Here is a 20038-nt window from a genome sequence, read left to right on the forward strand (position 1 = left end):
TTTCGGACTCATTCAGTGGCCTCCTCAACCCGCAGCGACCCACCGCAATCGTCGCAACTGTATGTCCCTGAATATATACGTGGTTCTTAGCTCGATAGAATGCTGCGCGACGACAAGCGAGGCACCGATCCGTCGGTGGGGGTCAATAACTCATGTGGAAACTGCCTCTTCGCCAGCGGTAGAGATGAATCAGATACAGAATTCCACCAAAGAGGAATCCGGCGACACAGATGATATAGATGTCAGAGAGAAACAGGAGGCCAAGCAAGGGATTTTCCGTGAGGGTAGAGAGGCTGCTTATCTGCATGCATGATTGCATCGAGAATGAGATGGCTGTAGATCCCAATGAGGCTCGCGGCCACGATCCGATACCGTGATCGCTCTTGTGCAAGGCCGAAGGGTGCACCAAGTCGGTTCCAAAATGGCTTCGTTTTGTACATAACCACAGCAAAGAGCCCAGCTAAGAGCGTGCCGCCAAGCACTGTATGTAGGGGACCACGGAGATTCCCGGTGAAGGGTCCGAAATAGATTGCGATCGCCCTCAGATCAACAATCATCGCCCCAATGCAGAGCGTTGGGAAATCGAGCCAGCGAAAGAGCGCAACGCCAAAGAACACGCCAACACCGAGGTGGAAGGGCGTCAGAGGCATATTAACAGAGTAATCATAAATTCATTTAATTTTTACTATAATTATAACTTTCGGTTAGTTCGTGATTGTGGTCACTAATACCGCCATTCGGCAGTATCGATAGCGTGCAGACCGTTCGTTACAATTATCTCAGATTCAGGGTGAGAAAGCGTTGCGCATAGATTGATCCGGGGCTACCGGGAGGATTCCACTGCCGCTTATGGATTTAGGCGGCAGGAAATCAGATTCAGTCTTCTTGTTTGTCCTCGTCAGTGAGGACATTGTCAATCGCATCGAGCAGACTACCGGATAGCACTTCTAGCTTGGTGGCGATTACTGCCATCAATTCCCACGCTCGTTGTCGCCGATCTATATCAAATGGTTAGGTGGGTTCATGCTAGCCATACCGAAAGTGAATACACAGGGGTTAGTATAATATACTAACGCCTGTTAGCACCTGTATCGCGGGAAAGCGAACGAATGAGAGAGTGAGGGAGAGCCGAAAGCGTTCGCGGGAGTCAGTGAAAATCAGCGAGAAAGTTCATCACCCACTCATCAAGGTGCAGCGGGTGCAGATGGCCCATTACAAGCACTACACCAGGAGCAGTGAGACGGTGCCTGCACGGATTCAGACTGACTCGCGATCAGCCACCATCATCGTCCCAACGACCCGCAGACAGCGAATCTAGCGCCATCGTCCTGACGGCGCTAGCGGAGCGTGTTCTTGTGAAGTGGGGCGAATTAGACCAACAGGCTGATTCCCGAGAACCAGCAGCCGGAGTATCACTGGAAGTGAGCCAATGAGACTGTCTGTAAGAGCGAGAGTGATTGAGGAAGGAGAAGACGTCTCCCAGTAGAATATAGCTGATTTACTCCGGAAATGTGGTGTGGTACTAGTGGACTGTCTGAGTAGCAGACGTCGACTGTCTGTGATGGTGAATTTCACTTGAAAAACGGGGTGTGTGATGTCAGGGTGAGCGCTGTTTCTGCCGGCCGACTGTCCACAGGGTGTGCGAAGTTGTGAGTGCGGATTGACTAGTGGTTGTTGGTAGGTGGGAGCGAGGGAGGTTATCGAGGAAGAGTATTCGGTACTTTGAGAGTGATTGAAGAGTGTGCGATACGCTACCGAACAGCACCTAAAACCTATTAGCACACCCTCCCTGAGCAGAGTGTATGGAAAGCACGTCATCGTCGCAGCCAAAGCCATCGATACGAGCGACACTTCCAGACACCGAGTCAGTCACTGCTGCCGTGGTGACGGCAGTGACTGAAGCGAATGGAACGGAGCCTGCGACACCCCTCTATGCAGCGATTGATCCTGATGCCCTTGAAGCGCTCTATCAGCATGACTCACCCAAAGTGAGCTTTGAGTATATTGGCCACCGTGTCACGATTCATTCTGATTGCACCGTTTCCGTTGTTGACCTGGATTCGTAGGGCATTGCTGATGTCTGCTAATCACAAAAGCTGATGGTAACCTCGTTCGATCCGATCCGGTAGTGATCAAAGAGAGTATTCTTCGTTTGAAATTACGATAGTATGCTAACCTGTAATTCGAGTTGGGCACTGATAAGGCAGAACCTAGCGCCATCACCCTACTTATTAGTTCTATCACACTCTTTGTACGGGTGAGTAAAAGAGGAGTTCCACGGACCAATTGTCGTTAGTCCAGACTACTAACTAGAGCGGGCACTGTCTAGGTTAGCTCCTTATCTAGACAGTGCCTATCGGATGGAATAATACTACAAAAGAACAGTGGCGAGATAGTTAAAACAACTATTAATTCGGAACACTGATGACGAAATCTTTCGGGTAATTCGCGAGTCAGAGGTTCCGGCAGTGACTGCTCGGAGAGTGGCGGATACTCTTGGAACTGGACGACCGTATGCACACCGGTGGTTTGAGGAGGATGTGACTAATTCGAGTACTGCGGTCATTTCAGTGACAACAGTCCGATTCTCGGGCAGAAAACGCATTTTGCGTCAATACATACTTTTCTTTTTACATGACAATTCATGTCCGGGGAGTAGACAGCGCCATGGATGCTTCCCCATGTAGTTGCGAGGTGGCATCATCCACGCTACCCGCTTTTGACAAACATGTGCAAGCCATCAGTTCGTCGGTCACATCGTCGATGGAGACGGTGTACTGGTGGTCTGCGGGATTCTCGTGGCTCTCGGTGACTTCGATGAGTCCGGGGGCATCGACGTCGAAGGAGAAGCGTTTTGGTAGAACGAAGATGCCGGCTCCAAGAATGAATCCTGCTAGAATGCTTACTGCGCCTACCAGTCCGATCTCTCCCACCGGTTTATGTGTGGTTCGCTTGTCCACACCCATCAGTCGTCTCACGTGGTGCTCTCGTGGCTCGTCAGTAAATCCTCGGCTCACTCAATAGACACGTGCCACGTAGTGTCAGCTACCCATTGTTGGCGACCGTCAGTGCCAATCTATTGGTGCTGATCGTTCTTTGACCAACTGGTGTATTAGCTGCCGTCCTCAAGCGCTTGGAGGGGCGGCAATTGAGAGAGTCCAGCGTGCTCTACGAGTTCGGTCGCCTCCTCGTGGTAGTCCGCGTACACCCCCTCAGCCCACTTGCGTGCAGCGGGTGCGTCAGTGTCAGCGTACGTTCGCAACAACCCCGTCTCGGTGCTGTAAATACCGACTCCAACCCGATCATCACAAATCGTCAGCCCGAACGGCAGGTCGTCGTGGACCCGGAGCGTGAGATTCCCGCTCTCAAATGCCTTCTTCGCCCGTTCTGGATTGGACGTGAGGAGTTCCTTGACGACCGCTGTGGGAAAGACAGCGTCGGTCTCCATGCCGTCTACGATGCGGTTTTGGATATCGTCGAGATGCAGTGGGTTGATCGTGGTTGGATCGAGACCGCGCAGTGTATCGGTTTCACTCACCAGTGACATGAACCGATTCACCGGGCGATAAGGATTGCCGGGTGCAGCGGTCGTCACGGTTGCGCCGGTAAAGACCGTTACGTCGAAGTCCACACCGTGTGCTTTGGCGCCCTCTAGAATCGGTGCGAGTTCCCACGCTGTCTCAATGGTTGTTCCGAACGCAGTAGCCTCCGCGGCAGCCACCTCGCCTAGCGCCGTGAGTACGAACTCGCCACCAGATCGCTCGATCAGATCACTCTCCCTGAGCGAGTGAGTGAACCGATGAACGGTGGATTTCGACACTGACAGGTGCTGTTCTAGCTCCCGGCGATCCATCGTGCCCTTATCGGCCAATGCTTCGAGTACTGGAGCCCGCCTGATGAGCTCGATGAGCCGCTCGGTGTCCATTCCTATAGACGGTAGTTATGATTTACTATATATCAGTCTTTCTCCAGTGCGATTGGATGGTGTCGGAAGAAACGGTGTGGATATATTTTGTACCGTTTCAGATTATACTAACAGCGCTAAGCTTTCTATTGGAAAGCAGCCGGCACAGAAAAACGAGCCCGCATGAACGACGACGGGACCATTCTTTCAGTAGCTATGGGATCAAAGAAGGTCGTTGATACCAATCCCCTAACCGGTACTACTCGCACCGCTCGGGTCGGGTTGTAGTTCCTCGTACGGTTGGACGATGACGAACCCGTCCTGTCCATCGAAACGGAGCTGAAAGGTCTCTCCCACCGAGCGTCCGAGGAACCTCTTGATGTTCAGGTCGTGCTTCAAGGTGGGCGAGATGTTGTCGCTCCAAGCGACGGTCGCGTTGGGATCAGTGGTGACCGGCGTTGGAATGACGAGCGGCTTTCCGTGGGTTGTGATCGCGATGTGCCACGGGCCCTTGAGATAGACATTGAACAGCCCACCGGGAGAAGTGCCAGCAATGGAGTTCATCATCTTGATGTCCCAGGTGATACTGTCCTCGAACCCCAACACGTCGTTGCCGTTGACGCTGATCTCGGCATCAGCGTTGAGTTCCAGGATTTGAACTTCCTTCCCTTCGTCGGCAAGGTAGAGATGACCGTTCCCTGCCGCCCGCATCACGGCGCCCTCGCCGGTCACTTTCCTTTTCAACATCCCCTTCAGCCCGCCTGTGGACTTGCGCTCGAAGGAAACATCGCTGGTGATAGTCGATCATCGACCCTGCTTTCGCCATGACGTTCCCGTCTAACGAGATGTCCAGCAGTTTCGAGCTTTCGAGTTCGAAGGTCTTTCCGGTCCTTTCCGGGCCGTGCGAATGCACGAATTCATCGAGGTCCATTGGTGTGTTCTCCGAGCCGGTTTCCGAGTGGCTCTAGTAGGAATGGTTACCTGTACCTAGATCTACTCACCGAGTGAATTCGTTTCAATGCCTGAAACGATCCCAGCTACCGATATTTTCCTACTCGATGCGTATAATCTGATCTCTCGCGTTGCCATCCTCGTTGGCGAAGAGAATCGCGGCGTTCGTGCGGACGAACGACGGCCAGCGACAAAACAAACCTTGGAGAAACCAATGGCAAGCACTACACAAGACATCAACACGGAGACCGAAACCGTGGCACCGGCCGTGGAAAGCGACTCAGGACTGGACGAGAACGTCGCGGGGGCACTGTCGTACCTGTTCGGTCTCGTGACGGGACTGCTCTTCGTGGCGTACATCGCAGTGAGCGTCATCGGAACGGCCATCACGACAGTGGTGTTCACGAGTACGAACACGTTCTTCATCGGGAGTATCGTCTCGTTGGTACTCGGTCTCGTCTGGCTGGTACTCGCGCTGGGCGGGTTCACCGCGTGGGTCTACCTGATGACCAAGACCTACCAGGGCGAGAGCCCGCGGCTCCCGGTGACGGCGGGCATCGCGGATAAGCTTGTCTGAGGGAACAGAGATGACCTTGAATCGGGAGGAGAGATGGCGGACATCGCCAAGTGGCCATTCGAGGAGCGGACGTGTCGGTTCGTCGCCGCTAGGGCGACACGCACGAGCGCCGATCGGAGTTCTGGCGACAGCCGGTCCAGCAGCGACGGAGACGGAACTGAGGACCACGAGAGCGACTGCGCGGGATCAAACGGGAAAATGACGTTCAGAACGTACACCGACGACGAATACGGCTACCGGATCGCCTATCCCGCAGAGTGGCTCGTCGAAGCGGAGCCGACGGGCGGAGCGTCGTTCGGCACTCGCAGGGGGTCGGCGGGCGCAGTGGTCTACGTCGACGAAGGACTCGCCCTCACCCTTGGGGAGTACGTCGCGGCGTTTCTCGACGAGCTTGCGGCCGACGAATACGTTCGTGCGGTTGAGGCGCTCAACCGACGGGACGTCGCACTCGAAGCCGGCGGAACCGGCCGGGCGGTCGAATACGCCTACCGTAACGCGTTCGACGAGCGCTGGCGGCTCGCGTATCTGTTCGTTCTCGACGGCACGACCGGGTACACCCTCGGGGTAGACTGGAACGACGCCGACCGGCTCGAAGCGGTCGCCGCACGGATCGTCGAATCGTTCGCCCTCGGGGCGAGCTAACCACGGACAGAATCACAATGCAGCACAAAAAAACCCGAACGACCGCGGAATCAACAGACGAACGTACAGAACGGGATCGACGTGGGGGCGCTCACGGCGGGCGATGCCGAAAGCACCATCGACTCGTTCGTCGTTGAGGAATAGCCAAGCAAAGACGGATCGATATCCGATGGAGACGACCGACAACGAACAGAAATCACGACACAAATCGCGAACTCATGCACGAATCAAACGGACGAGATGGACGAAACGGGCGGAATCGACTACTAAACACGAAGTGGAATACGCGCGTTCTTGCGACGTTGGCACTGGCCCTCGCGGTCGTCCTCGCGGGCTGTACGGGGATCGGCGGCCTTGGCGGAGATGGCGACGCGGGCGATGATGCCGGAGTCGCGGAGGCAGACACCCCGAACGACGGGGCCAACGGCGAGGCAGGCGACGCCACGACCGCGGCGTCCGAAAACGATGACGAGAGGGATGGCAATGGAGAGGGGGCTGGGTCCAGATCGATGGGCAGCGAGGGTTCTGGGGTGGAGGACAATTGGTTCAACCTGAGCGAACCAGGTTACTACGAGTTCGACCTCGCGGGGATGGATAAGGAGACTGGCGAGCAGGTCACCGGGCGGCTGGTGTACGACGTCAGAGCCACCGATGATGGCGAGCTGACCAGGAGCGTAGACTACGAGTTCGGCAGCGAGCAGTTCCAATCGAGCACCACCGGGCCCGCCGACGAATTCTCCGCCCCGTTGTTCTTCAATGAAGCGTACGCGCCTATCGCCACGCTCCAGGGCGTCTCGCTGATGTATCTCTTCGAGATGGGCTTTACCGACCCGACTGTTGGCAACCGCAAGCAGAGCTCCACCGATGAAGGTACGCAAGTCACCGAGGTTACCGAAAAGCGCACCTACGCGGGACTAGAGTGCTCCTTCGTCCGGACGACCCTCGACGGCGAAGTTACCCAGGAAAGCTGCATCCGCGGCTCGGAGGGGGGGATCGCCCCCTACGCGGCCACGTATACCGACGAGGGTGAACTCGAACTCGAAGTCGAACTCGTCGACTTCGAGCGGAGATAGCGGTCCAACGCCGACGCCGAACGAGGGCAACCGAGAGTAGCACTCTGCTGGAGAGCTGACGAATCGAATGGAGCTTGAAATGGCTCACCCTTCAGCGTCAGAATGCAGTGCAATAAGCGAGAGACAGACGGACTCGCCAGCAGCCTGTGCCTCCGGGTGAATTTGGTTCGCTTCCAACGGTGGCTCGCCAAATTCCATTACTGGCCCTCTCTTACTGGGGACACCGAATTCTCCGGACGAGGGCTCGTTTCTTGACAACGAGTGCGACGGTCGACTGGGATAGTCATGTAATCACTTCCAGGGGAGGGTCTAGTTTTGGGTCCATTCATAGCCGTCCGATGTTTCATGCACCGTACCGTCGTTCGTCCAGGTGTTCACAACTTGCGTCAATCCCTCGCGATACGTCGGATAGATCGGCTCCCAGCTCGTGGTTTGTTTGACCCGTGTATTTTTTGTAGGCATTGAGTTTGTGAGAAGCGACACAGTCTAGATAAGAAAAACCAAGCGACAGTGGTACGATTGGCGGCGTTTTATGCACTATTCGTAAGTGACTGATTCTTGAGAGTGAGATCAGCTGCACCATGAGAAGACTGAACTCGATTGCTTCACCGAACACCTAGTCATGATGAGGCGGGGAGATTCGTTAGCCACTCCCGTTAGAGACGTTGAAGCGCCACTCTACAACAGAATCGCTTAACTACTTGACTTCGCACGTTAGACGAACATACCTTCGATCTGGTGCATTAGTTCGTCGGTGTTTTGATTCGGACTGGTGAGTGCCCAGGACAGAAGGTTCTGAACGCTCTCGCGGAACGAACGTTTGATCTCGGCACGAAGCGATGTTGCTCGGGCGAGGATCGTTCCAAGAGCTCTGTGTGCAGCACCGAGCTTCAGGAGACTGTGTACTGGTGGTCTGCGGGATTCTCGTGGCTCTCGGTGACTTCGACCATTCCAGGGGCATTGACGTCGAAGGCAAATTGTTCGGCCTGTGCGCGTTTCTGTGCCGTCTCGTCAGCTTCAAGTTCACTAGGCGTTTTCGTTGACATGGTCTTCTTGGCGTCATCACGGAAGACCGGTGCCGGGTGCACTAACACCCGGCGCGTTTCTACACGCCCGAGGGCACCGTTCTTCCTTGCCAATTGCTACGCACCAAATGGTAATAAAGCTTGTCCTCTTGCTTCGCACCAATAGGCATACACCCGTCGAAATACTAGAGGCGGATATGAGCCGAGAACGGAACCGAGATACTGGTCGATACGTCCAGACACTCACCCTGGATGCCGTCCTTCGGGCGATGCGTGAAGCCAGTGACCCGGTCGTCACGGCAAAGGAACTGAGCGAACGACTGGATTACTCATCGGAAGCAGCCCGCCAGAAACTCGTTCAGCTCCATGAGCAGGGACTAATCGAACGTCGGAAGGTTGGGGCGGGGGCAGTCATCTGGTGGATCGACGAGGATACAACGGAACCGAGCGGGATCAATGCAGACGATCCATTTTGGTCGCTGAAGCCAGCTGCTGGAGAGCCGGTCGAGGAGGACGAGATCGACGATATCCTCTACGGTGGCGATGAGTGAACAGCCACAGCCCTTGTTCATCGATACAGGGGCATTCTTTGCGTGGGTAAACACCCGTGCTGGACGGCATGAGAAAGCCCAATCCGTGTTTGATGCGCTTCACCGTGAAGCGATTCCGTATCAGCCGTTGTTCACGAGTCGGTACGTGCTCTCGGAGTTAGCCACACTCACCACTCGGAAGGTTAACCACAAGACGGCGGTGGATGTGCTTCAGACGATTCGGCGTTCGGAGAGTTTCAATATTCTTCCCGTTGGTGAGGGTGTGTTTGCTGCGGCGTGTGATGAGTTCGAGCGGTATGACGACCAGCAGATTTCGTTCGTTGATCACACGAGTGCGGTACTGGCTCGTGAATATGAGATCGACCATATCTTTGCCTTTGATCGGGATTTCACGACGCTTGGGTTGACTCGTGTGCCTGCGGACATTCACTTTCCGGAGTGAACGAGAGATAGTGGTTTATCACAGCTATCGGTCAATAAGATCGTTCAACAGCACTCGCCCCTCGACGACCGATATTCGGTCCTCTACACCAACGGCTACTAAGGCATCTCGAATAGCCTGTTCTGCAATCGTATCGCTCACGAGTACTGCAACGTGAGTTTGACCTTCGGCGACGTATTGATAGGCCAATCCAGCGAGAATAGTATCCGTTTTCTCGATCTCGTCTTCCGTGACGTCATTGGCTGAGAGACTCAACATCCGTCTTCGCGTTTTGTCGACGACTTCCGGAACACGAGGAGTTGAGAAGTCAATCCGACCCGGCTCTAGCCATCCTGCATCTTGGGCTGCTCGCAATCGATCGCGCTGGTAGGCATATGCATCGGGACTCTCACCTAACTCCGCAGCAACTTGTTCTGGGACTGTGACGGTGAGATTTCGCTGGCGGACGAATCGTTCGAACGCTTGGTATTTCTCGTTCGACGGTCCGCCCATTGCGAACAGAACACTACTGTCGATAATCGCAGTACTGTCGCTCGGAATCTCCGCCCCTACCATTATTCAGCCTGCTCCAGATAGGGATCGTAGTCAGCCGCCTCTTCGACGACATCCTGTAACGCAGTGAAGACAGTCATTCCCTCGACGGGGTGAACACCGAGTTTGGATGCTCCAGTCCGTTGTGTGAGATCACCGTTCATGACCCGGAGCGTGTAGTGGAGCGCTGCGGCCAGTTTGGCAATGCCCTGTCGCTCGACAAAGACACGAATATCCTCTGTATCGTGTTGGCGGCCAATCGCGTCGATGAGCGTTGGTGTTGCAGTCACGTCGCCATGCTCGGTTTCGATTTGGAGGCGAATCGGTTCCACTGTGACCATTGCTGGTGTTTCGTCATCGTTCCGGGACAGCACGCCCATTTCTTCGAGTTGCCCGATGTATTTGTAGGTCGTCGAATGAGCCATGTCGAGATCCGTTTTGATCGTCTCGATTGCGACTGGCCCGTTTTGGAGAATGTAAATGTAGAGGCGGGCCAGTTGGGGTGTGTTCAGGAGTTCAGCGTAGGTGAGGAGGTCGTTGAATGTCTCCTCGTGGTTGGGAGTCGTCGAGATTTGGTCGTCCGTCGACATCACAATACATGTTCTATGGATAGTGTATTAACTTTTGTCCTGCGACGGAATGGTATCGAAAACCACAAGTCGGGGAGTACTCGGCGGCCACGTTCGTTGCGTGCTGCTGTGATCGGTCAGGGGGGCCGTTGGTGTCTCTGGTGTATCGTCGGCCGGTATATCCGCGCTTTTCGTGAGCGTTCGCTGATCGATGATATCACCGTCAGAGGCACTCCCACGAGTGTAGATTATGCTAGCAGACACCTACGTCAGAGCGGGATTACGAAACATCGTAGACTACGATTTCAGTCGAATCGCAGGTAGAGCACCGCTGTTCGGTAGTTTCAAGCGTCATTCCGCAATGCCGACACTCATGAATAAGGCTCTCATTCGCAGAGAACCACCGACGTACAATGGCGGGAAATGCCATATCAATCTTCCTTTCCGACTCACCATATTAAAAAATCTGGCCTCTTTTCAATTTAGTATTAGATTGAAGCCACAGCGAAAACCATGCCGCAGTCACGTTCTACAGTAATACCCATCGCCATATCTTATTTATCATTCACTCTTATCCTGTTTCCAATTTCGTCGTTGTGGCACCAGGAGATAACTGAGAGGACAAGACAATCCTCGGTAGTCGAAACTACCAGCGACGCTCACGGTAACGAGATCTAAATAAACGCCCGGAGCGGTGGTTCGTTCGGTAGTTCTTTTCGTCCCATACGCACGCACGGCCAGCACGGGAAGCCACTGAGGCCGTCACAGCCGCAGTCGTCGGGTTCGGTCTCGTTGTCGTCTTCGGGCTGGAGGGCTTCGAGCGTTCCGTCGCCAGTCGCGGTTTCGACGGCGGCCATGTGCTTGCAGAAGGCATTGCGGTGGACGTGATGCGGGCAGATGCAGGCCATCGCATCGTTTGTTACGTCGTCCAGTATGACAACGTATTGATTCGCAGCGGGGTTCTCGTGGCTTTCATTGGTCACGTCAACATCCGAGGAAGGGTCGCATCTCGGCACACCGATGACCATATTTATTCTTGCCTGTAATGAGTCCACTTGCATGGCTGACTCGGTAATTACCGGTATCGACCATATTCTCGTCCGTGTTGAACACCCAGAGCCGCTCTTCTCAACACTCACTGAGGTTTTCGGATTACCGTCTCCGTGGCCTCTTTCGACTCATCCAACGTTTGCCAGCGTCGGTGTCTCGCTCGGAAACGTCGATCTCGAACTCGTTCGGTTCGGTGAGTCAACTGAGCGACGACCAAACGCCCGTCTCTACGGTATTGCATTTGAACCGAACGCACCGACACTTACGGAGAGTCAACGTGAGCTACAGCGACGTAATGTCCCTCACAGTTCAGTGGTTCCTTACGTTCGTCAAGACGAGAGTGGTAATCCTAAACACCTCTGGGACAATCTCTACGTCGGCGGGCTTCTTGGTGGAAATATTTGGCAGAAAGCGTTTTTTTGCGGCAACGAAGCTTCTCCCAGAACGAGTTCTCTCACGGCCGAACGAGAGCGATGTCAGTCCCCTCCTTGATCGCGTGTTTCCCCACGGAATGACGTTCTTAGTAGACTATGATTCTGCGTTTACTGAGAATTTCAAGCGTGAGGAGGCACGGCACTCACTCCGTAATCGTAACGGCGGCCCACTAGGAATCATCGGCCTTCGAGAAGTTGTGGTTGGCGCTAACCATATTGACGCAGTTCGAGGCCGGTGGAGTGACCTCTTCTGTCCTGTTGCTGAATCAACTCCAAACCGATGGCGCTTCGACAATGGGATGCGCGTTCAGCTCGTCCCGCAATCGAACGACGGACTTGTTGCCCTCGTGGTCGAAGTCGAGTGTCTCGATCAGGCGAAAACATTTCTGGCTACTCATGACATGATCGGTAGTGTGAGTGAGTCATCGGTTGCAATCGCACTCTCTACTCTTGCGGGGCTTGATATTCGGCTGGTTGAATCCGTCAGTTGACCGTGTTGGATGTGATTTGCGTGAGAGGGTCTTATTCACTGAATGAGTCCTGTAGATCTCGTCCAATTTCGGCAATGGCGTCTCGCGCCTGAGGTAATTCGGGGTCATCAAGCATACCAATGAATCCATGGATCAGGTCATCGTAATGGCGATGAGTAACTCTAATATCGGCGCCTTCGAGGCGCTCGGCATATGCGATCCCTTGGTCTCGCAGAACATCGAAGCCGCAGGTCACAACCGTTGCAGAGGGAAGATTATGGAGACTTCGTGCCCGTAGCGGCGATGCATATGAGTTGTTTCCATCAAGGGTGTTCTCAAGGTAGTGATCCCAGACCCATTCCATATCCGTTTTGGTGACTACTACTTGTTCTGGATCAAAGTCGTACGATGGGGTATCGAACGCGTGATCAACGATCGGTGTGACTAATACTTGGTGTGCTAGTATTGGACCGTCACGATTACGAGCGACTTGCGCAACCGCGGCTGCCAGATTTCCGCCTGCACTCTCTCCATAAATTGCGATGCGATCGGGATCTCCGTATGCGACCCATGGATTCTCCGCGATCCATTTCGTCGCAGCATAGCAGTCTTCGACAGGTGCAGGGAATGGATGCTCAGGCGGGTGACGATAGCCGACAGAGACTACCGCACACTCAACCGTATTCGTGAGGGCTCGACAAATACTATCGTCGATATCGATGCTTCCCATGACCCAGCCACCGCCATGGAAATATACGAGGATTGGAAACGGGGTGGAGCCCGCTGGTGTATAAATTCTGATCGGGATACCATCAGTGGGCCCTTCGATTGTGAAATCGCGCACTGCCGCGACAGGCTCAGGCTCGTCGGGTGAAGCCCAAAGCTCTGCGAGAAGGTGGCGTGCTCCGTCAACAGAGAGCGTACTGAATCGCGGGACGCCTTGTGTCTTCCGTGCACTGAGGATTGCTTGCATGTCCGGATGAGGTTCTGATGCGGCCATCTCCGATCGCTCTATAAGAAGGGTTCAGCGGCTATATTGTTAGCGCGTTACACCAAGTCGGCACCAGATTTTCAGCCATCCGATGGCGTCGGTTCACTTCGGTATCTATCGGCTTAGGAACCAGCGGATAGTCACACAGATGAGTAGTAAGCCTTCACTCGTGCTAGACGAACGGGCCCTGCAACCATAGCAACGCCGGTCGCCAAGAACGCGATAAGGCTAGAGGCGAGTAGCAGAGACTCGTATCCGAACCCGAAGGAAATTGCCAGACCAGCAAACACTATTGGGCCGGTAGTCCGCCCAAGAAACGTGGTACTATTTCGGAGACTCATCGCGCCAGCCATGTATTCGGTCGAAACCCTGTCGCTCACAGCAGCATCGACCACCGGCATCAGTAGACCAACGCCGACACCGATGACGACGACTGCCGCCATCGTATCGATCAATCCACTCGAGGCCCAGGTGCCCGCAAATCCAACTGCATAGCAAGCGAATCCGATCACGATTAGCCACTCATTCGAGAAGTAGCGCGCCAGTCGGCCGCTCGAGGCAGCGACGACCATCGACGCCGCTTCCGACACCAATATCACGACCCCGATTAGAATCGGTGTGAGCGTCGCCGCGAGTACGAACGGTATCGCCGTGAAAATCACGCCGAACAAGAGAAATTCGGTGATGAATGCGACGGCGAACAACGCCAACAGCGACGGCGTAACGATTGATCGCGCTGCGTCCGCGAGATACGTAATTCCTTGTCCATTAGAAGCATGGTGAGGTTCGTCCAGTGCCACCTGTGCGAACACGGCGACTGGAATCGCCACGAGGTACATCAAAAACGGTGCATTCCACGCGATACCAGCGAGCGCCCCTCCGAGCACTGGAAATAGGGCGGCAGTAGCGGAGAGAACGGCGATGTTTGCTCCCAGCACCGCATTACGCTGAACGCCATCGAACACATCACCGACGATTGTAACAGTGGTAATGAAGATCGCTGCGGCAGCGGTCCCCTGTGCGATACGGAGCACGAGTAAGATCTCGAATGTCGGTGCTATCGCCATCGCGCCACCCAGTATGCCAAACGCCAATAGACCCGCGACGAGTACTCGCTTCCGTCCGATGCGATCCGCAAGGATACCGATGAACGGTGAAAGAACGATTCCGACAAGGAAGTACGTACTCACCAAGAGACTCGCCTGTGCATCGGTAATTTCGAACACGTTACGGAATACCGGTAGTGCGGGGCTGATGAGTGGTACTCCGAGCGGTGCGAGCGCCGTGCTGATCAATACGATCTGTACCGTTCGGGAACGCCACGGAACGGTTTCAGTTGGTTCGTCGATCGATGTTTCCTGTGGACTGACCTCGATTGTGTGGTCCATGAATGTATAGAAGCAGCTAACACTTGTGTAGTCATTTATAGACAGTGACATCTCTATCCGAGTGTAGTATCGTCGTCTTTGAGGTGTCTCACCACCTGCGACAACAATAACCATGTGAGAATCTTCTATCTCTGTAGTGGTTCAGCGACCATGTGATCGAAATGGGAAACGCAGTACTCGACGAGATCTTAGAGACCAGCCTCGAATTGGATTCGAATCCGATTTCGGCACACGAACTTGGCTCGCGGATGGAGACCGACGAACTCATCGATATCATCCGTCACCGTGAGGTTCTCGAGGCGCTTGTGACCGATTCGCTCGACCGAAATGAGCTCGAAGCACGGCTCGACATTTCCCGGGCCACGAGTCATCGATTCACGCGATGGCTGGAGAATCACGACCTCGCGGAACGTGTCGACAACGAATTTACACTGACAGGAACGGGTCAAGTCTACGCCGACGCGATCATTCACCTTGAGCGAGACCTTCGAGCGGCGACGGTACTGGCCCCATTGCTCGAGTCGATCTGTGAAGCACACCGAGAGTTTGTCGTTGCACCATTCGCGGATGGGACGGTGACAACCGCTACACCCGAGGACCCGTACGCACCATTCACCCGATTCGTTCAGCTGTTGCAAGAGAGCAATACCCTTCGTGGGTTCAACACGACTCACATGTTCCCGCCAACACTCGAAAAGCCATCCGACCAACTGTTTGACGACCTTGAGGTAGAACTCATTTATTTGCCTGATGTCGTTGATACTCTCTTCGGGACCCACCCCGATCGACTTCGTGACGCCATCGATGCAGGTCATCTAACGCTTCGAACGCGTGAGGCACTTCCATACGGACTTGCAATCTTCGACGATCGCGTCGGAATCGGCGGCTATGACGACCAGACCGGCATAATGCGGGTGTTCGTCGACTCCGACTCCGCCATCGCACGCGGATGGGCCGAACGCGTTTTCGAAACCTACCGAGATCACTCGGAACCGATCTCCGATCATGATAGATCTATGATGGACTAATTGAACTCTCAGTCATCAATTTTCACAGCTATATGAGGAAAGTCCGCCATCCCAAGAGCCGTCTCAGGTGGTGAGATGTTGATCATTTGATGATCGCCGTTTCACTTCCTGTCATTGTTCTCCTGCGTGGATTATACCTGTTTGTCCGACCTTCACTCGTACATGATGTGGATACGTTGGTTGGAATCGGCGGAAGCAATCAGACAACAATTCGCAAGAACTCGTGCATTCGGTGAGCGATGCCGTGGCGGTATCTTGTTCGCGACCGTGACTCTCGTGATGGGGATGGGGTATGTTGCGATCGGAATCGGCACCGAAACTGTCCCACCAACGGTTCTCGCAGCGTTTCGCTTTGACGTGTCTGCGGTGGTACTGTTGACGTACGCGGTCCTCTCAGGTCACTGGCGGCCACGGACGACGGTCGATGTCCTCGCGATCATCACTCTTGGCGAACTCGTGTTCGCTGGAACCATCGGCTTTCTCTTCGTGGGGCAGCAATATACCACGCCTTCGATCGCCGCTGTTGTAATGGGTCTCGGTCCGATCGTTACTATTCCTATCGCGTACCTGCTTATTCCAAGTGAACGTCTCTCTCGTGCAGATATCGTCGGCGTTCTCCTCGGGTTTTTCGGCGTTGCGATCGTCGCCAATCCGTCACCAGCGCAAGCGGCGACGGGAGCCAACGTGGGGGTCGTCTTCGTTTGCTGTGCGGTGCTCAGTTCGAGTCTCGGTGGTGTCTTGCTCAGTCGCTTCGAGACGGAGCTATCACCGTTGGCACTGACCGGGTGGGGGGCGTTGCTCGGGGGAGCGACATTACATCTCGTCAGCATCGGTCTCGGTGAATCGACAAGAACGATCAGTTGGACGCCTGCTTCGATCGTGGCTCTTGTCTACCTAGCAGTCGTTGTCGGTGTCGGTGGGTATACAGCCCTCCTCGTTCTTCTGTCGGAAATAGGCCCCACTCGAAGTAGCCTCACATCTTTCGTGAGCCCAATCGTCGCGATTGGAGCGGGCTGGCTCCTTGTCGGGGAGGCCGTTACAGTCACCACGTTGGTGGGATTGGTCGTGGTCGTTGTGGGGTTTGCCCTGCCGAACTGGTCGAGTTTCAGATGGACCCTGATACCAAGGTGATAACGTATTAAGCGGCGACCACTCAGAATGATGTTTTTTGGCCACTATGATTGATTTCCCCAGCACAGTAGTTTGCTGTATATCTACGCACGCTCCCGAAACGTGAATGTTGTCTATATCTCGATTGCGCTAATGGTCAATGAACGTTTGCTGCTCATCGACGTGAATACACGGCTGATAGGGTATGTACGAAAAACAGCTGAAGTGGTGGTTAGTTCGGCAGTTCTTTCCGTCCTGTTCGCACGCACGGCCAGCACGGGAAGCCACCGAGGCCCTCACAGTCACAGTCTGCTGGTTCGGTATCGTTTTCGTCCTCGGAGGGGAACGCATCGAGCGTCCCGTCAGTTGCGTTTTCGACGGCGGCCATGTGTTTGCAGAAGGCGTTGCGATGGACGTGGTGCGGACACGTACAGGCCATCAGTTCCTCGGTCACGTCGTCGATGAAGACTGTGTACTGGTGGTCTGCGGGGTTCTCGTGGCTCTCGTTGGTGACTTCGATAAGTCCGGGGGCATCGACGTCGAAGGAAAATTGTTCGGTCTATGCGCGTTGCTGTGTCGTCACAGTAGGGATCACGGGCTGCAGAGGGCCGGAGAATGCTATCTTAGACAATGCATAGTTCGTTATGCAAATTTCCGGATCAAGTGTTTGTCTATCCGCTTAAGTCGTCCACACTCTGTTTATACGAGTCGGTCGTAGTTGGACACAGTATGGGGAGTGAAGATTCGCCAATTGATCAGGAAGAGAAGACAGAGGAACCCGAGCAGATTCAGGCGTTCTATAACTGGGGGGATACAGCACCGAGCGCAGCTGTCATCGATACCGTTGCCTTCGCAGCCCATCGTGAGCTATCTGATCTTCCGTTATTGTACGAAGTAGTCGAACCGGAAGCACTTGATAAGCTGATCACCTCCTCGAATGCAATGCGGGCCTCTCAAGATTCACAACTCTCAATTTCGTTCGCGTATGCAAACTGTGCCGTGACGATAAAATGTGATGGCGAAGTTTGTATCCGGTCACCAACTCATTCGGAAAAACAGTCGGGATGATGGGCTCGATCTCCTCGCTTCACCCTTTGATGAGTCCTATCTAAACAGAGGAGCTCCTAGACCGATTTGCAGGGAGTGGCACATACTGTCAGAACATGAATACGGGACTATAACTTCCTGTTTTAGCTTTGTATTGACTAGATTTCCCAGAATTCACTCAGTGGATGAATTCCCCCATCCTTACAACCGTTGACGATATCTCCATATGTAAGAACTGATGAGAGGTACTCGACGACGATTTGTCAAAATGAGTAGTGTAACAGGAATTGGTCTCCTTACAGGTTGCAGTGCGCCGGGAACACAAACTAACACGGAAAATGTGGCACCTGTTGATATTAGAGGTGCTCTCTATCTACCAACACGGGATTTTAATTTCTACCAGATGTGGGAAAATTATTCGCCCAAAATAATCGAGCGTGATCTCGGTTATGCAGCACAGTTAAATTTGAATGCGATTCGAACCTGGGTGAATTATGAATTTTGGCTTGAAAACCCACGAGCTCATAGAAAAGCGATAAACCATTTTCTCACAACTGCCGCCGACAAAAACATCGACGTTTTGTTCAGTCTGTTCGAAAACGTCGGTACAACGCCAAGCCATGAAAATTTAATAGATAGTGACCCTCAAACTGCAACGCCAGTACGATCACCTTCACTAACGGTCGTTCAAAATAAGAAACAGTGGACGAAACCGCGAGAATTTGTTCGATGGTTCATGGATCGATATCGAAACGATGACCGGTTGCTCGCTATCGAAGTGATGAATGAACCTGGATGGCGCTCTGACGTGAAGAGATTTGCAAAGGCTATGTTTCAAACGCTTCTGCAGAATCGCGGTACTGTTCCATTAACCGTAGGCGCGACTAGTCTAATTAACAGTGTAGACTATCTCGATTGGGGAAGTGATATACTACAGTTCCATTATAATTATCCATCTAGTAAGAAGATATTTGAGGATTTGCTGCAAGATTATCGTAAAATATCAGAACAAGTTGAGCGACCAATCTGGTTGACAGAGTGGCAAAAAGTAGCCTCATTTGGATGGAGTAGTTCAAGTCAAGCGGTAGAAGATTGGTATCCAGACTACTCATCACTAGCTCCACTTCTGCAAAGATACAACGTTGGCAATTTCTTTTGGTCACTCATGCTCAAGCCAGCGTATACAATCCCAATGCGTCGAAAGAGTGTTCTCAATGGCCTTTTTTACGAAGATGGTGCTGTGTGGAGTCTGGAAGATGCACGAAGCATCAAAGGTATGTCCGGCGATCGTTCCTTTTCGGGTGTGGAACGAAAACAATGGCCGCAATGGATCAACGCAATAAAACATCCACAAAGTTAGATTTCCAATCTAGTAAGGCTGATTTTATAATATTTCCACTTCATTATTTGAATATGAATTCTTGTCTACTTCCAACTGTTCAATACCATCATTAACTCTTATACCAACGGTGTTATTTTGGATCGTATTCCATTTGATTTGTGCCCGAGTGACATTCTCAACTGAGATCCCAAAGACGTTTGATGAGGCCATGACATTCTGTACAATAGCTGTCGTTGCCTGCCGAAATTCAACCCCATTATGCCAATCAGTGAGAGATAAGTTCTGGATTTTAACACCTCCAGTAGCCTTCGACGTAATTACTTGAACTCCTGTGGTATGACTATTTCCACGCCCGCTTATTGTATGTCCGTTACCATCTAAAACCACATTTCCTGATCGGATTTTTATACAAGATTTGGAAATACCAGTTCCACCTCCGTTTGTGATATTACTTTTCAGTTCGTAGTGCCCAGGTTTATTGATTGATGTGCAATTGTTGATTGTTCTTTTGTTTTCAACGTTTGATATTTGGTATGCACTTTGAGCGCCGAGACATCCTGAGAAGGAGATTGTGAAGATCAAAAGAACTGACAGCAGTTTTCTGTTTGTGTGCACAAGGGAACCAATGAGTTCATCCCCAATAGATGTTTATTGAGCAATCCTCTATAAGCCAGATTCACGTATCGTCAAGAGATTAAACGGGAATATTCGAAAGCGATGACGATCTTCCTCGAGTGATTCGTGCGTCCGAGTTTCCAGCGGTGACCGCTCGGTGGGTTGCAGATACAGTTGGAATGGAACGGCGGCCAGTGCACCAGCGGCTCGAGGAGTTGCATGAGCAGGGTGATTGGAACGGGGGAAACTGAGTCCGCGGATGGTTACAACGACTAAAGACTCTATATTGGCTGGTTCT

General features: G+C 53.2%; 22 protein-coding genes and 1 pseudogene. 11 read left to right on the forward strand and 12 right to left on the reverse strand.

The features are described from left to right. Nucleotides 1-242: 242 nt before the first annotated feature. A complete protein-coding gene (locus tag LJF34_RS23705) occupies nt 243-650 on the reverse strand; it encodes a DUF4184 family protein (protein WP_231188360.1) in 408 nt (135 codons plus the stop codon). 1152 nt (nt 651-1802) lie between these two features. Here LJF34_RS23705 and LJF34_RS23710 point away from each other — a divergent pair. Further along, on the forward strand, nt 1803-2066 hold the full coding sequence (locus LJF34_RS23710; RefSeq protein ID WP_231188361.1) for a HalOD1 output domain-containing protein: 264 nt from the start codon (nt 1803-1805) through the stop codon (nt 2064-2066). Between the two features lie 576 nt (nt 2067-2642). Here the strand turns inward: LJF34_RS23710 and LJF34_RS23715 are convergent. From LJF34_RS23715 to LJF34_RS23725, 3 genes and pseudogenes are all read right to left on the reverse strand, one after another. Beyond that, nucleotides 2643-2966, reverse strand: a complete 324-nt coding sequence (locus tag LJF34_RS23715) for a hypothetical protein (RefSeq protein ID WP_231188362.1) — start codon at nt 2964-2966, stop codon at nt 2643-2645. Between the two features lie 146 nt (nt 2967-3112). Continuing rightward, the gene (locus LJF34_RS23720; RefSeq protein ID WP_231188363.1) at nt 3113-3925 is read right to left on the reverse strand and encodes a MarR family winged helix-turn-helix transcriptional regulator; all 813 of its coding nucleotides are present in this window, start codon (nt 3923-3925) and stop codon (nt 3113-3115) included. 228 nt (nt 3926-4153) lie between these two features. Further along, nucleotides 4154-4835: pseudogene (locus tag LJF34_RS23725) on the reverse strand (AIM24 family protein). 234 nt (nt 4836-5069) lie between these two features. Here LJF34_RS23725 and LJF34_RS23730 point away from each other — a divergent pair. From LJF34_RS23730 to LJF34_RS23740, 3 genes are all read left to right on the forward strand, one after another. Beyond that, entirely contained in the window at nt 5070-5432 is a 363-nt protein-coding gene (locus LJF34_RS23730; protein ID WP_231188364.1) for a hypothetical protein, read from the forward strand. A gap of 33 nt (nt 5433-5465) precedes the next feature. Then, on the forward strand, nt 5466-6074 hold the full coding sequence (locus LJF34_RS23735) for a hypothetical protein (RefSeq protein ID WP_231188365.1): 609 nt from the start codon (nt 5466-5468) through the stop codon (nt 6072-6074). A 302-nt stretch (nt 6075-6376) separates the two neighbouring features. Further along, on the forward strand, nt 6377-7147 hold the full coding sequence (locus tag LJF34_RS23740) for a hypothetical protein (protein ID WP_231188366.1): 771 nt from the start codon (nt 6377-6379) through the stop codon (nt 7145-7147). Nucleotides 7148-8037: 890 nt separating this feature from the next. On the opposite strand, the gene LJF34_RS23745 is transcribed toward LJF34_RS23740, so the two are convergent. After that, on the reverse strand, nt 8038-8286 hold the full coding sequence (locus LJF34_RS23745) for a hypothetical protein (protein WP_231188367.1): 249 nt from the start codon (nt 8284-8286) through the stop codon (nt 8038-8040). An 83-nt stretch (nt 8287-8369) separates the two neighbouring features. On the opposite strand from LJF34_RS23745, the gene LJF34_RS23750 reads away from it, so the two are divergent. Together LJF34_RS23750 and LJF34_RS23755 are read left to right on the forward strand one after the other, a co-directional pair. After that, nucleotides 8370-8723 (forward strand): DeoR family transcriptional regulator, encoded by a 354-nt coding sequence (locus LJF34_RS23750; protein WP_231188368.1) that lies wholly within the window; start codon nt 8370-8372, stop codon nt 8721-8723. Further along, nucleotides 8716-9165 (forward strand): PIN domain-containing protein, encoded by a 450-nt coding sequence (locus LJF34_RS23755; RefSeq protein WP_231188369.1) that lies wholly within the window; start codon nt 8716-8718, stop codon nt 9163-9165. The genes LJF34_RS23750 and LJF34_RS23755 overlap by 8 nt, the downstream gene beginning before the upstream one ends. 24 nt (nt 9166-9189) lie before the next feature. Here LJF34_RS23755 and LJF34_RS23760 read toward each other — a convergent pair whose 3' ends face one another. The 3 genes from LJF34_RS23760 to LJF34_RS23770 form a co-directional block, all read right to left on the reverse strand. Continuing rightward, nucleotides 9190-9720, reverse strand: coding sequence for a hypothetical protein (locus LJF34_RS23760; protein WP_231188370.1), 531 nt, complete (start codon nt 9718-9720; stop codon nt 9190-9192). Continuing rightward, a complete protein-coding gene (locus LJF34_RS23765) occupies nt 9720-10286 on the reverse strand; it encodes a helix-turn-helix domain-containing protein (protein WP_231188371.1) in 567 nt (188 codons plus the stop codon). The genes LJF34_RS23760 and LJF34_RS23765 overlap by 1 nt, the downstream gene beginning before the upstream one ends. Nucleotides 10287-10939: 653 nt before the next feature. Continuing rightward, nucleotides 10940-11248, reverse strand: coding sequence for an SWIM zinc finger family protein (locus LJF34_RS23770; RefSeq protein ID WP_231188372.1), 309 nt, complete (start codon nt 11246-11248; stop codon nt 10940-10942). 344 nt (nt 11249-11592) lie between these two features. Here LJF34_RS23770 and LJF34_RS23775 point away from each other — a divergent pair, with 344 nt between their 5' ends. Further along, nucleotides 11593-12240, forward strand: coding sequence for a hypothetical protein (locus LJF34_RS23775; RefSeq protein ID WP_231188373.1), 648 nt, complete (start codon nt 11593-11595; stop codon nt 12238-12240). 31 nt (nt 12241-12271) lie between these two features. On the opposite strand, the gene LJF34_RS23780 is transcribed toward LJF34_RS23775, so the two are convergent. Together LJF34_RS23780 and LJF34_RS23785 are read right to left on the reverse strand one after the other, a co-directional pair. After that, complete coding sequence (locus LJF34_RS23780; protein WP_342765904.1) at nt 12272-13219, reverse strand: alpha/beta hydrolase; 948 nt, start codon at nt 13217-13219, stop codon at nt 12272-12274. Between the two features lie 131 nt (nt 13220-13350). Beyond that, complete coding sequence (locus LJF34_RS23785; RefSeq protein ID WP_231188375.1) at nt 13351-14598, reverse strand: MFS transporter; 1248 nt, start codon at nt 14596-14598, stop codon at nt 13351-13353. A gap of 161 nt (nt 14599-14759) precedes the next feature. Between LJF34_RS23785 and LJF34_RS23790 the strand changes: the two genes are divergently transcribed. Next, on the forward strand, nt 14760-15626 hold the full coding sequence (locus LJF34_RS23790) for a MarR family transcriptional regulator (RefSeq protein WP_231188376.1): 867 nt from the start codon (nt 14760-14762) through the stop codon (nt 15624-15626). A gap of 255 nt (nt 15627-15881) precedes the next feature. Continuing rightward, nucleotides 15882-16757, forward strand: coding sequence for a DMT family transporter (locus LJF34_RS23795; RefSeq protein ID WP_231188377.1), 876 nt, complete (start codon nt 15882-15884; stop codon nt 16755-16757). A 211-nt stretch (nt 16758-16968) separates the two neighbouring features. Here LJF34_RS23795 and LJF34_RS23800 read toward each other — a convergent pair whose 3' ends face one another. Then, a complete protein-coding gene (locus LJF34_RS23800) occupies nt 16969-17175 on the reverse strand; it encodes an SWIM zinc finger family protein (RefSeq protein ID WP_231188378.1) in 207 nt (68 codons plus the stop codon). Between the two features lie 290 nt (nt 17176-17465). Here LJF34_RS23800 and LJF34_RS23805 point away from each other — a divergent pair, with 290 nt between their 5' ends. Further along, the gene (locus LJF34_RS23805) at nt 17466-17804 is read left to right on the forward strand and encodes a HalOD1 output domain-containing protein (protein ID WP_231188379.1); all 339 of its coding nucleotides are present in this window, start codon (nt 17466-17468) and stop codon (nt 17802-17804) included. Nucleotides 17805-18051: 247 nt separating this feature from the next. Further along, on the forward strand, nt 18052-19143 hold the full coding sequence (locus tag LJF34_RS23810; RefSeq protein WP_231188380.1) for a cellulase family glycosylhydrolase: 1092 nt from the start codon (nt 18052-18054) through the stop codon (nt 19141-19143). A 24-nt stretch (nt 19144-19167) separates the two neighbouring features. Here the strand turns inward: LJF34_RS23810 and LJF34_RS23815 are convergent, their stop codons facing one another. Beyond that, entirely contained in the window at nt 19168-19740 is a 573-nt protein-coding gene (locus LJF34_RS23815) for a right-handed parallel beta-helix repeat-containing protein (RefSeq protein ID WP_231188381.1), read from the reverse strand. Between the last annotated feature and the right edge of the window lie 298 nt (nt 19741-20038).

Origin of the sequence: Haladaptatus sp. DYF46, from assembly GCF_021083305.1 — an archaeon.
Taxonomy (GTDB): Archaea; Halobacteriota; Halobacteria; order Halobacteriales; family Haladaptataceae; genus Haladaptatus.